Source organism: Aminobacterium thunnarium (genome assembly GCF_055390565.1).
The window spans coordinates 2,168,704-2,181,038 of sequence record NZ_AP042412.1 but is presented as its reverse complement, the minus strand read 5'-3'; the positions used below and the strand labels follow the sequence as shown (position 1 = coordinate 2,181,038).

The window sequence follows — 12,335 nt, the reverse complement described above, 5'->3', positions numbered from 1 at the left end:
ATATGCGTATTGCTGCAGCTGTTAATGAACCAAATATAAAAAGCCTTATAGCTGAACGTTTTGCCCGGGCTCCTTATTTTGTAATTCTTAATGATAATGGACAAATTATCGAAACTATTGAAAACTCTCTATCGGAACAAGGGCATGGAGCTGGGGGAGCCGCTGTTCGTCTGCTTTCAAAATATAATATTGATGCCGTTATTGTTCCTCGTTTAGGACCAAATGCTGAAGATGCTTTAGCACAAGCTGGCATTAAATATTTCAAAGCAGAGGGACTTACACTCGAAGAAGCTCTTAACAACATTAAAAAAACTCTATAGTTGTGAAGGAGAAAAAAATGGCAAAACCTGCTACAGAATTTGTGTCCAAAAATGTTAAACATGTTATTGCTGTAGGGAGTGGGAAAGGGGGGGTTGGTAAAAGTTCCGTCTCGTGCCTTCTTGCCATAGCTCTTGCCAAAAAAGGTTATTCTGTAGGTATTTTAGACGCAGATATTACAGGCCCTTCAATACCTAAACTTATGGGAGTTCATGACGCTCCTTATGGAACTCCAGAAGGGCTTATTCCGCCAGCTTCTCCTATTTTTAACATTAAGGTTATTTCTATTAACCTGCTTCTTGACGAGCCGACAAAACCTGTTGTTTGGCGAGGACCGATAATAAGTAACGTAATAAAACAGTTTTGGAAAGATGTTGCTTGGGAAAATACTGATTTTGTTATCGTCGACCTACCTCCAGGAACAGCTGACGCTCCTCTTACTGTAATGCAAACAATCCATCTTGATGGATTCGTCGTTGTAACTTCACCTCAAGATCTTGCTGTTATGGTTGTTGAAAAAGCCCTTAATATGACTCAAATGATGGATGTTCCGCTCTTAGGCGCTATTGAAAATATGTGCTCTTTTACATGCCCTTATTGTGGCAAGGTTATGGAAATTTTTGGACCTAGCCATATTGATGAAATCAAAGAAAAATTTGCTATCCCTGTATTAATGCGCCTCCCAATTGATCCTAAATTAGGTCAACTTGCAGATAAAAGCGAGATTGAAAGTTACAAAAATGATGAGATGTTTAAAAAACTTGCAGAAAGCCTACTCGAACAATTAAATATTACAAAAAGATAAATCAAGAGCCGCAAAAGCGGCTCTTGATTTATTAAAAGGTAAGACGTCTTATAATTTCGTCGATCTCTTCATGTGTAATATTTAAAGCTGGCAAAAGACGAACGCTGCCTCCTGCTACATTGAGCAAGACTTTACGCTCATAGGCTTTTTGGCGAATTTCCTGAGCATCTCCTTCAGTGGAGACACCAATCATCAAGCCAAGCTGACGAATATCCATAGCCCATGAGAGACGTTGTAATTGCTCTTTAAAATAGGCACCCTTTTCCCTCACTTCAGCTAAAAAGGATTCTGTCAGAGCGTTCAATATAACTTTTCCAGCTGCTAAAGAAACAGGATTGGGAGCAAATGTAGATCCGTGATCACCCTCAGCAAAAGGGGACCAGTCACAAAAGATGGCAGCACCCAGTGGTAAACCACCGCCAATACCTTTCCCACATGTAATAATATCAGGTTCTATGTCCCAATTCTGAAATGAAAAGAATTGTCCGGTTCGTCCCAATCCAGCCTGTATTTCATCGGCTACAATAAGATAATCTTTGCTATCTCGCAAATCTGAAACAGCCTCAATAAGAGCATCGGGAAGAGGCAATACACCGGAATTTCCTTGAACGCATTCAAGAAAGACACCGGCTATATCATGAGAAGCTGCGTATTCTCTAAAAGCGTTGGCATCTTTAGGAAGAAAAGCAACGTTAGGCAATAATGGCTCAAAGGGTTCACGAATGACAGGATTCCATGTAACCGAAAGAGAACCACAAGTACGTCCATGGAAATTTCCCATAAAAGAAACTAAAGATCCCTTCCTGTTCTTAATAATCGCTTTAATTGCCGCTTCAGATGCTTCAGCTCCTGAATTTGAAAAATAGACATGCCCGTCTTCTGTTTCCGCCATTTTGCAAAGGAGCTCTGCAACTTTCACCGCATCAGGATCAAGAAAATAATTTGACAGATGAGAAAAACGTTTTACTTTCTCCGTTATTGCGTGAACAACGTCTGGATGACTATGCCCCAGAGGTAACACGCCTATTCCGGCAAAGGTATCGAGGAAAACCCCTTCATTTGTACTAATTTCAATGCCTAGGGCAGATTGAACCGTAAGATTATAGGGATGATAGACAGGACAAAGCATTATAAGCTCTCCGTTAAGCCAAATTCATGTACCAATGCCTGAACAGCCCGATCCGCTTCCGTCCGTGCTACAAGAGTCGATATTTTTATCTCTGAGGTACTCGTTCCATACATACGAATTTTTTCTCTGCAAAGAGCTGAAAAGAATCTAGCTGCAACACCAGGTGACGATTCCATACCAACACCAACAGTAGATATTTTCGCAACGTCATCCTCTTCTGAGAGACGCCAGTTTTCATATGGAGAAAGTACCTTCTCAACTGTACGTTGTACAACGGCACTCTTTCCTTCAACAACAGTAAAAGTCAGATAAGAATGGCCACTATCGTTTACTGTGGATATCATATCCACATTTACACCTTCGTCAGCAAGAGCTGTGAACAGTGCGCTCATCGCTTCAATGCCTCCGGGCATAGGACTAATTGTCACTTTTCTCTGGTTTTTATCAGAAGTAACACCTGTAACGACAGGCTGTTCCAGCCATTCAGGTAATGTACTCACCACAAGAGTCCCCCTTTCATCTGAAAATGTAGAGGCACAATAAAGTTCAACGTTATATTTCTTCGCTATTTCCACAGCCCTTGAATGAAGAACTTTAGCTCCCATTGATGATAGTTCTAACACTTCATCATATGTAACATACTGAAGTTTCTTAGCGTTAGGACATACCTTGGGATCACATGTATAAATTCCAGCAACATCACTGTATATCTCACATCGGGCACTGGCTTTTGCCGCAATGGCAACTGCTGATGTATCTGACCCGCCACGGCCTAAAGTCGTGATTTCTCCCTCTGGAGTAATTCCTTGAAATCCTGTAACAACGATAACATGACGCCGCTGAAATTCTCGCTCCAATTTCTTCATGTCTATATCTACAATACGGGCGTTGCAGAATGCTCCCGTGGTGATCATACCGAGCTGGAAGGCATTATACGATACAGCTGGAACACCAAGGTCATTAAGCGACATGGAAAGAAGAGCCGCAGACGTCTGTTCACCAGTAGCCAATAACATATCAAGCTCACGCGGCAAAGGATCTGATGAAACCTGGCTTGCAAGTTCAATAAGATTATTCGTTGTCTTTCCCATAGCTGAAACAACAACAACGAGTTTTTCGCCTTCCTCTACGCGTTTCTTTATTTTTTCTGCTATAGCTCGAATCTTCTCTGGTGTTGCAACTGACGACCCACCATATTTCTGTACGATCACTTTGTAAAGCCTCCTAAATCAGAGGTTCCTCAGGTCTTGAACGATCTGAGTTTTATCTGCTGTTTGGGCATCAACCATTTTTATAATACGGGCAGGAGAACCAGCAACAACAGCTCCCTCGGGAACATCTTTAGTTACAATGGCACCAGCAGCAACAACCGCTCCTTTACCGACATGAACCCCTTCAAGGATAACGGCATTTGCTCCCACTAAAACATTATCTTCAATAATTACCGGCGTTGCACTTGGTGGCTCAATAACTCCAGCTACAACTGCGCCTGCACCAATATGACAGTGAGAGCCAATCATTGCCCTTCCACCAATAACTACATTCATATCGATCATTGTTCCTGAACCAATAACGGCACCAATATTAATAACAGCCCCCATCATGACAACGGCCCCTTTGCCAATTTCCACCATTTCACGAATGATGGATCCTGGCTCTATACGAGCCTCATATTTTGTCAGATCGGCAAGAGGAAGGGCGGAGTTCCGCGCTTGAACCTCTATATGAACTGCATGAATACGAGCTGCATTGGCGGAAAGTGCAGATTCTATATCTTTATGGTCACCAACGAGCATACCGAAATGATCGCTGCCTATAAAAGTGAGCCCTCCCCAAGCGCATCCTTCGAAATTTCCAGAAATATAGGCCTTGGCAGGGGTTCGTTTTTTTGACTCTTTTATCAGTTTTATGATCTCTTCGGTGCGCATGTTACGACCTCCTCAAAAGAATAGAATCCCGGCTCTGCGCTGAGAACAAACTCCGCAGCCCGTAACGCTCCCAAAGCAAAAACAGAGCGCGAGAGGGCACGATGTGTAAATTCGAGAATTTCACCTTCATTAGCAAAAAAAACGCTATGATCGCCAGGTACGCCTCCCATTCGAAGAGAATGAGTTTCGCAGTTTCGACCTGTCGCCTCCTTTAACAAAAGAGCGGTACCCGAAGGTGCATCCTTCTTTTTGTTATGGTGAGTCTCTGAAATTTCAATATCCCAATCAGCAAGATAAAGAGCAAATTGGCGCAATATAACCTTGAGCATATTAATGCCTACGGAAAAATTAAAGCTTTGTACAACAGGTACCTCTTCTCCCAACTCTTGAAGAAGAGTAATGTCGTCAGCTGTAATAGCGGTAGTGCCAATGACTAATCCCGCGCTATGCTGATGGCATAATTCAATCGTACGAGGTAAAGCAAGACGACTTGAAAAATCGACAATAACCTGAGGTTTATCCGTATATTTTTCACCGTTTATATCAACTGTAAGGGAGAGCATGTGGCCAGCAAAGGCTTTCTGTATTTCCTGTCCCATACGACCAGAGGCTCCTACGAGTCCATAACGCATTAGTGAATTCCACTCTCTTTCATGGCCTCATCAACAACAGTCATTGCTTTTTGTGATGCAGGAACCAGAGGAAGACGAAGTTCATTTTCGCAATATTCCAAGCTGCTCACAGCATACTTTACGGGAATAGGATTAGTCTCACAGAAAAGTCCCTTCATGAGCGGGAATAATCGCAAATGAAGCTCTCTAGCCTTTTCAATATTCCCATCAAGAGCAAAACGAATCATTGTTGACATTTCACGAGGTGCCACATTGGAAAGTACAGAGATTACGCCATCTCCACCTGCATTGACAAGGTGAAAAGCCTGATCATCATTGCCGGAAAGGATTAAAAAGTCAGGGCGCTTTTTTTGCATTTTCCGAATAAGATAATCCACTTGGGCTTCGTCACCAGAGGCTTCTTTTATACCAACTATATTTTTAATTTCGGCTAAACGAAGCACTGTATCTGGCAAAATATTGATACCCGTACGTCCGGGAACGTTGTAAATTATCAATCGTCCACCGTTAATACGGGAAGCTATTGTACTGAAATGCTGATACAAACCTTCTTGAGGAGGTTTATTATAATATGGAGTGACGACGAGAACTCCATCCGCTCCCAGAGAAAGGGCCTGGTTGGAAAGCTCAATAGCCACTTCTGTAGAATTCGAACCCGTTCCTATGACAACTGGAACGCGACCTTGAGCGGTTTTAACTGCAAAACGTATAATTTCTTCCCTCTCAGTCATGGATACAGCCGGAGCTTCTCCAGTTGTTCCGAGAACAACAAGAAAGTCTACGCCACCGTTAATCTGAAAATCCAAAAACTTTCCGAAACTCTCATAATCAACTTTCCCGTTTTTGAAGGGGGTAACCACTGCTGTTCCTGTTCCACTAAACATGGGTCATACACCTCCTGTTAAATGTTGCGGGCATTGAGTGCCCGATGTTTTTTTAATATCCGAACGGCATTCGTAGCCGCTCCAACACGAATGTTATCCGCGACATTCCACATTAAGAAACGTCTATCGTCAAAGGCGCGAAGACGAGAAACGTACACAAAATCGGTTCCTGCACCCTCAAGGGGGGAAATTACGCTATCTGTTAAAACCACATCTTCACTTGATTCAATAGCTCCACGCAAATCCTCAAGGGAAGCTGCATCACGAATTTCTATCCATATAGCCTCTGAATGACCATATAAGACAGGGACACGAACAGTAGTAGGCCATACACTAATAGAGTCATCCCGTAATATCTTATGGGTTTCATGAACCATTTTCATTTCTTCATCAGAAAAACCGTTGTCTAAAATAGTTCCAATGTGGGGAATAACGTTAAGATGAATTTGACGAACGAATTTTTGGGGATGTATATGTCCTTCGATCTGACTCTGAAGTTCGTTCATTCCCTTTTTCCCAGCTCCAGAAACAGATTGATACGTACTCACTACTATAGATTTTATTCCAAAACGGCGATGAATTTCATAGAGCCCAAGAACCATTTGAATAGTTGAACAGTTAGGATTGGCAACAATCCCTCTGTATCCTTCAAGAATATCTCCGTTGATCTCGGGAACGATAAGAGGAATCGTAGCGTCTCTTCTGAAAGCAGAGGAATTATCAATGACAACAGATCCCGCTTCTGCCGCAGTGGGAGCATACTCTTTAGCAACATCGGAACCAGCGGAAAAAAGAACGTAATCAAAACCTTCTCGAAGAACGTCATGAGTAAGTTCTTCAACAGTATAGGACTTTCCGCCAAAAAGAAGCGACATCCCTGCTGTTCGCGCAGAAGCAAAAAGGCGAAGTTCATCTGGCTGAACTTTGTGTTCTTCAAGCACCTTTATCATCATACGTCCCACTTCTCCTGTAGCTCCTACCACTGCAATTCTCATTATAATTCCTCCTTTACCTCTTCATACATAAAAAAAGAGACCCGTCCCCGAAGGGACGAGCCTCTTGAAATTCAAATGCCCGCGGTACCACCCTGCTTGAACACATCTATATTGTGTTCCGCCTCGATCTTCGTAACGTGAAGATAAGTCCGTGAGTGTACTTCAGCTCTATGCCTTTCCACCCCAGCTCAACAGGTTTTAAGATTTTCCCGCCTCCTTAAGGATGTCTCTCAGCCGGTGAACATCCATCTCTGGTAAGGAATAATAGATCAGAAAAAACGCCCTGTTTCATTGCCTTTAGCGTAGTAATATTATAAAGTTCCAGTTTCCATAGATTGGGACGGATTATACGAAACAAATAGAAAACTGTCAAGGGATATAAACACTATCTGTTACATTATATGCAATATAATGCCTTTTCTATACGGTAATGATTACATTATCAATAAGACGTGTTGCACCAAATTTAACGGCCAAAGCAATGAGTATGTCTCCAGAAAGCACTGTAAGAGGCTGTAAGTTATGCAAGCTTACAAGAGCTACATAATCTATGTAAGCTTTTTCCATAGTGCAAATCTGTTTTTCTATCGCTTTTGTTATCGTTTTAGCGTCACGCTCCCCTTCATCGATCATTTTTTGGGCCATTTCGAGAGATTTATGAAGAACAGCCGCCTGCATCCGTTCCTCATTTGTAAGATAGGTATTACGAGAACTCATCGCGATGCCATCTTTTTCCCTGACAATAGGACATACGCAAATTTTTACGTTTTGGTTGAGATCTCTTACCATTTTTTGAATCACAATAGCCTGTTGAGCATCTTTTTGACCAAAGTACGCCCGATCCGGCTGAATAATATTAAAAAGTTTTGTTACGACTGTTGTAACCCCACGAAAATGCCCTGGCCGAGAACGACCACATAAAACCTTGGTCAAATCTGTAACTTCAACATATGTCTCATAATTCTCCGGATACATTTCTTCAACTGATGGATGGAAAATAAAAGTAGCACCTGCCTCTTCAGCTAAAAGAGCGTCCCTTTCAACATTCCGTGGGTATTCTTCATAATCCTCTTGAGGGCCAAATTGCGTAGGATTGACAAAGACACTAACAACAACAATGTCATTTTCTTGAGCTGCCTTACGAATAAGAGAAAGATGTCCATCATGTAAGAAACCCATTGTGGGTACCAGTCCTATTTTCTGACCAACCTGTCTGCTGCTAATTAACTTTTCACGCATTGTGTCTATTCTGGTAATTACTTCCATTTGGAGAATCTCAACCTCCTTATGACAAGCCTTTTTAAAGAAAAACTAAATATTCTTCCAGTGTTTAAAACCACAGCCGACAACTTCCGAAACATCGGAAAGAATGATAAAAGCCGTTGGATCAATAGAAACAGTATAGCGTTTAAGCTCCATAGCCTGTCTTCTTGTTAAAACCACCATCAGCATATTTTTATATTCTCCTGAATAGGCGCCTTTTGCATCAATTATTGTGGCACTACGATCAAGATCATCAATAATGAATTGTTTAACATCGTCAGTGTGATTCGTAATAATCATCAATTGCTTTCTACGATCAAATGATTTTAAAACATTATCAATAGTGAGGCTCTCAATATAGAGAAGAACTCCTCCCATAAGAAGCTGTTCTAAATCAACAACAAACCACGATGTAAGAAGAATAGCTATATTGATGTAAAAAGAGTACATTCCTACATCTATACCATATTTTTTTCTCGCCGCCATAACAATGACATCCGTTCCTCCAGTGGATCCTCCTCCTCTGAAAACAAGTCCCATTCCCAAGCCTCCTAGCACTCCTCCTAGAATTGCCGCTAAAAAAATATTATGGAGTACCGGATATGTAAAAAGCTCAAAAAACATGATTGAAATTGTCATCAGAGAAGAAACGTAGAGTGTAAAAAACACAAAACGTGGCGATAATACTCTCCATCCCCAAAGAAGCAAAATAATATTACCAAAGGCAAGAATCCAAGCTGGAGAAATTCCCCAGGCGTAGTGACTTATAAGCGCTATTCCTGTGAGGCCAGTACTAGCAAATTTATAAGGCACAGTAAGAGCAATGATAGCAAAACTCATGATAATTGTGCCTATAGTCATATAGAGCAACGTTCCCCATTCACGGCGAATCCATTGTTTTGTTTCAGAAAGCAAAAGAGTGAACATAGTTAATATATTGGCCTCCGTACGAAATATAAAATAATTAATTCCAAGGAATAAAAATACGTCTTCGCTCCCTTGTAGCTATTTCATAAATAAACCCTGTGTCTCGATCCCACGCATAATATCCGTTTGATGCAGGCCGACCAACGCTGTCAAGAAAAACCATATTTTTAAAAAGGACATTATTATAACTGATCCACCCTCGAAAGGAACGAACAAGAGGCAATCTTCCCCTCTTTATAAATTCAAACCAATGGGGAGGAACAGGAACACCACGTTTCTCCAAACGTTTAAGTATAAGCTCGTATTCCGCAGGAGCTGTTTCTAAAAAATAGAATTTACCTCTCGATGAAGAACGCAAATCATGAATGAGGTTGTAAGCAAGCCACGGAGCAGGTTCATCAGAAAGTTCAGTAAGAGATAAAACAAGAATATAAAAACCATCTATCACTGCCAATGATTGAGGTATAAGCGTCGGATACCAGAATCCTTTAACATTTTCCCATTTCCCTATATTTCCTGAACATAGTTTTTCTAAAAGAGAAAGACCATTAGCTGCCTTTTGTCGTGGAGTCAAATCTTGGTATAACGATCTCCACAAATCCTCTGCAGAAAGATTATAAGCTTCCTGAAGTAATTTCTCACTGTATTCATTAACCTCTTTTGTCATATCTGACTTTAAATTGTAAAAACGAACGAGATCGTCCCATTCACTTGCACACAAGCGACAACTCATAATTCCTATTAAGATTAAACTTATACAAATTTTTTTAATAAATTTACTCTTTTGCATACAATATCCACTCCTTTCTTTTGGCCTTTTTGCTCTTTATCGAAGTAAAATCCTTGATTTATATGATGAAATTAGATAATCTTCTATCAAGGTTTATTTTTTTAAATTATCAATATAATTTTCACTATCAAAATATGTCTTTTTGTAAAAAAGGAGGAACAATTATGTACAATACCATTTCTCAACTCGCTGAAAAATATGAAGACGAAATTATTAAACTCCGCCGACATTTTCATGCTCATCCGGAATTATCCTGGAAAGAGGTAGAAACCACACAAAAAATTATCGAAATATTAAAAGAATTAGGGTATTCTATTATCCAAGTCGGCTTTGGCGACACAGAGTCTGGCGTTGTAGCTGAAATAGGCGGCGCAGAAAATTCAACGTGTATCGCTTTGAGAGCTGATATTGATTGCCTTCCCCTGAAAGAAGAAACAGGTCTTCCTTTTGCTTCGATAAATGATTACATGCATGCTTGTGGCCACGATGCTCACACAGCAATGCTCCTTGGTGCTGCATATATTTTAGCTGATATGAAGAATGAGCTCAAAGGACGCGTTCGACTTATATTCCAGCCTGCGGAAGAACATGGCATAAAGTCTGGAGCTTTGGCAATGATCAAAGAAGGAGCTTTAGAGAATGTAAATGCTGCCGTTGGTCTCCATATATGGGCCCCCATTCCAGCAGGAAAAGTTGCTTATCGAAAAGGAGCTATTATGGCTTCCGCTGACGGATGGTATCTCACGATTAAAGGAAAGGGCGGACATGGTTCAGCACCTGAACTTTCAGTCGATCCGATTATAGCCGCTTCAAAAATTGTCACTGCCCTTCACACTATCGTCAGTCGAGAAATAGATCCTCAGGAAACAGCAGTCGTAAGTCTCGGCGGACTCCAAACAAATTCAAACAGTTTCAATATCATTCCAGACTCAGTCACCATGAATGGAACAGTCAGAACATTTAATCCAGACGTTCAGGATCATATTGAAGAAGCCCTTCATCGAATTGTTGAAGGAGAGTGTCTCTCTTCCCGATGTGAAGGCAAACTCGATTATAAACGATTTTTACCCGCAACAATAAACGACCCCGATATGATTTCCATGGCAATGGATGTAGCAGCAGAATTAATAGGTAAGGAAAATGTAGAAGAGTGCCGCCTTGTTATGGGATCGGAAGATTTTAGCTATTTTGGTCAACATGTTCCATCGGCATTTTTCTTCCTCGGAGCCGGTAACCCTGAAAAAGGAATAAATTTTCCACATCATCACCCCAAGTTCCAAATAGATGAAGATGTTCTCAAGACAGGCTCTGCTCTTTTAGCTGGTATTGCTTGTCATTATTTGTCGCACCAGTCGAACCATACGAAGTAAAAAATTCAGGGAGGTGTCTGCGTATGCAACAAATGAGCGTCATAATGTCTTTTTGTGTTATTACTGTTTTTATGGCCATTGGGGATGTTGTTTCAAATAAGACGAAAGCTTTTGTACCCTCTGTTTTTGTCGCCGCTACGCTTTTTCTTTTTGGTTTCTGGACTTTTGTTCCAAGCAATGTTGATATCATCGCTGGTCTTGGTATGCCTGTTGCTCTCATGGCAATGTACTTGCTATTGGTTCATATGGGAACTTTAATGAGTCTCAAAGAATTGGTATCTGAATGGAAAACTATTACCATTGCGTTATGCGGAATTGGAGGTATGGTTGGCGTATTATTAACTTTAGGTCGTCTTTTTGTAGCGAAGGAGGCCATTATTGTTGGAACACCTCCTCTCACAGGAGGAATCGTAGCTGCTATCATGATGAATCAAGCAGCTACAGAAAAAGGGTTAACAACTCTTGCTATTCTTGCCATCGTTATGTACGTTATGCAAGGATTCGTTGGATATCCATTAACAGCCTTAGCTCTGAAAAAAGAAGGAAAACGTCTGCTCAGTATTTATCATAATGGAGGAGAAGAACTCGAAAAACTTCAAGTAAATTCGAAATCAAATAAACAAACAGCTGAAACTCGAGGCCGTTTTCAATTTATTCCCCCTCTTCCTGATTCATATCAAACTACTTTCATGCTTTTGGCAAAAACAGGCCTTGTAGCATGGGCTGCTGTAGGAGCCTCCGCATTGATGAATGATTTTATTTCCAAATTCGTTCTCTGCCTTATTTTTGGTGTCATTGCTGCAGAAATAGGTTTCCTCGAAAGAAAGCCTTTAAATAAATCTGGATCGTTTGGATATTTAATGCTTTCATTAATGGCTTATGTTTTTGTAGCGTTAGCAAAAGCAACACCGGCTATGTTGACACAAATGGCAGGAGATCTTGTCATTATTATTATCATTGGCGTTATAGGTATGGGAATTGCTTCAATGATCGTCGGCAAACTACTTGGATATTCAAAAGCTATGGCGTTTGCCCTTACTCTTACTGCACTCTATGGTTTCCCTCCCAATTACATTCTTACCGAAGAAGCTGCCAGAGCTCTAGCAGATAACCCAGAAGAATTTAATTTTCTTATGGACCATATGTTACCTAAAATGCTTGTCGGTGGATTTACGACTGTTACCGTCGCATCAGTTATTATTGCCGGCATTTTTGTAAAAATGCTCTAATCTATAAAAAATAGATGCACAAGAAAGCCCTGGAAGTTATTCTCCAGGGCTTTTTATTATGAACT

13 protein-coding genes are annotated in these 12,335 nt (G+C 40.9%); 4 read left to right on the top strand and 9 right to left on the bottom strand.

From position 1 onward, the window contains the following. Positions 1 to 2 precede the first annotated feature (2 nt). Together ACZ5GY_RS10630 and ACZ5GY_RS10625 are read left to right on the top strand one after the other, a co-directional pair. The gene (locus tag ACZ5GY_RS10630; protein ID WP_213690094.1) at positions 3 to 320 is read left to right on the top strand and encodes a NifB/NifX family molybdenum-iron cluster-binding protein; all 318 of its coding nucleotides are present in this window, start codon (positions 3 to 5) and stop codon (positions 318 to 320) included. Between the two features lie 17 nt (positions 321 to 337). Further along, entirely contained in the window at positions 338 to 1,123 is a 786-nt protein-coding gene (locus ACZ5GY_RS10625) for an Mrp/NBP35 family ATP-binding protein (RefSeq protein WP_464111855.1), read from the top strand. Positions 1,124 to 1,154: 31 nt separating this feature from the next. Here the strand turns inward: ACZ5GY_RS10625 and ACZ5GY_RS10620 are convergent, their stop codons facing one another. The 9 genes from ACZ5GY_RS10620 to ACZ5GY_RS10580 all read right to left on the bottom strand — a co-directional run bounded on the left by ACZ5GY_RS10620 (position 1,155) and on the right by ACZ5GY_RS10580 (position 9,671). Next, entirely contained in the window at positions 1,155 to 2,252 is a 1,098-nt protein-coding gene (locus ACZ5GY_RS10620) for an aspartate aminotransferase family protein (protein ID WP_213701452.1), read from the bottom strand. Continuing rightward, the gene (locus tag ACZ5GY_RS10615) at positions 2,252 to 3,463 is read right to left on the bottom strand and encodes an aspartate kinase (RefSeq protein WP_464111854.1); all 1,212 of its coding nucleotides are present in this window, start codon (positions 3,461 to 3,463) and stop codon (positions 2,252 to 2,254) included. Before ACZ5GY_RS10615 ends, ACZ5GY_RS10620 begins: the two co-directional genes overlap by 1 nt. Before the next feature lie 18 nt (positions 3,464 to 3,481). Beyond that, complete coding sequence (gene dapD / locus ACZ5GY_RS10610; protein WP_213699213.1) at positions 3,482 to 4,180, bottom strand: 2,3,4,5-tetrahydropyridine-2,6-dicarboxylate N-acetyltransferase; 699 nt, start codon at positions 4,178 to 4,180, stop codon at positions 3,482 to 3,484. Continuing rightward, entirely contained in the window at positions 4,159 to 4,812 is a 654-nt protein-coding gene (locus ACZ5GY_RS10605; RefSeq protein WP_464111853.1) for a 4-hydroxy-tetrahydrodipicolinate reductase, read from the bottom strand. The genes dapD and ACZ5GY_RS10605 overlap by 22 nt, the downstream gene beginning before the upstream one ends. Continuing rightward, positions 4,812 to 5,696: a 4-hydroxy-tetrahydrodipicolinate synthase gene (gene dapA / locus ACZ5GY_RS10600; RefSeq protein WP_464111852.1), complete on the bottom strand. Its 885-nt coding sequence runs from the start codon at positions 5,694 to 5,696 to the stop codon at positions 4,812 to 4,814. Before dapA ends, ACZ5GY_RS10605 begins: the two co-directional genes overlap by 1 nt. A 17-nt stretch (positions 5,697 to 5,713) precedes the next feature. Continuing rightward, complete coding sequence (locus tag ACZ5GY_RS10595) at positions 5,714 to 6,691, bottom strand: aspartate-semialdehyde dehydrogenase (protein WP_323401778.1); 978 nt, start codon at positions 6,689 to 6,691, stop codon at positions 5,714 to 5,716. Positions 6,692 to 7,111: 420 nt separating this feature from the next. Further along, a complete protein-coding gene (gene panC / locus ACZ5GY_RS10590) occupies positions 7,112 to 7,957 on the bottom strand; it encodes a pantoate--beta-alanine ligase (RefSeq protein WP_213690086.1) in 846 nt (281 codons plus the stop codon). 45 nt (positions 7,958 to 8,002) lie between these two features. Beyond that, on the bottom strand, positions 8,003 to 8,881 hold the full coding sequence (locus ACZ5GY_RS10585) for a YitT family protein (RefSeq protein WP_213699215.1): 879 nt from the start codon (positions 8,879 to 8,881) through the stop codon (positions 8,003 to 8,005). Positions 8,882 to 8,918: 37 nt separating this feature from the next. Next, positions 8,919 to 9,671 (bottom strand): hypothetical protein, encoded by a 753-nt coding sequence (locus ACZ5GY_RS10580; protein WP_213690084.1) that lies wholly within the window; start codon positions 9,669 to 9,671, stop codon positions 8,919 to 8,921. A gap of 164 nt (positions 9,672 to 9,835) precedes the next feature. Here ACZ5GY_RS10580 and ACZ5GY_RS10575 point away from each other — a divergent pair, with 164 nt between their 5' ends. Next, positions 9,836 to 11,041 carry a M20 metallopeptidase family protein gene (locus tag ACZ5GY_RS10575; RefSeq protein WP_464111851.1) on the top strand — a complete coding sequence of 402 codons (1,206 nt, stop codon included), beginning with the start codon at positions 9,836 to 9,838 and terminating at the stop codon, positions 11,039 to 11,041. A 23-nt stretch (positions 11,042 to 11,064) separates the two neighbouring features. Next, the gene (locus ACZ5GY_RS10570; protein WP_307879646.1) at positions 11,065 to 12,270 is read left to right on the top strand and encodes a hypothetical protein; all 1,206 of its coding nucleotides are present in this window, start codon (positions 11,065 to 11,067) and stop codon (positions 12,268 to 12,270) included. The last annotated feature ends 65 nt before the right edge of the window (positions 12,271 to 12,335 follow it).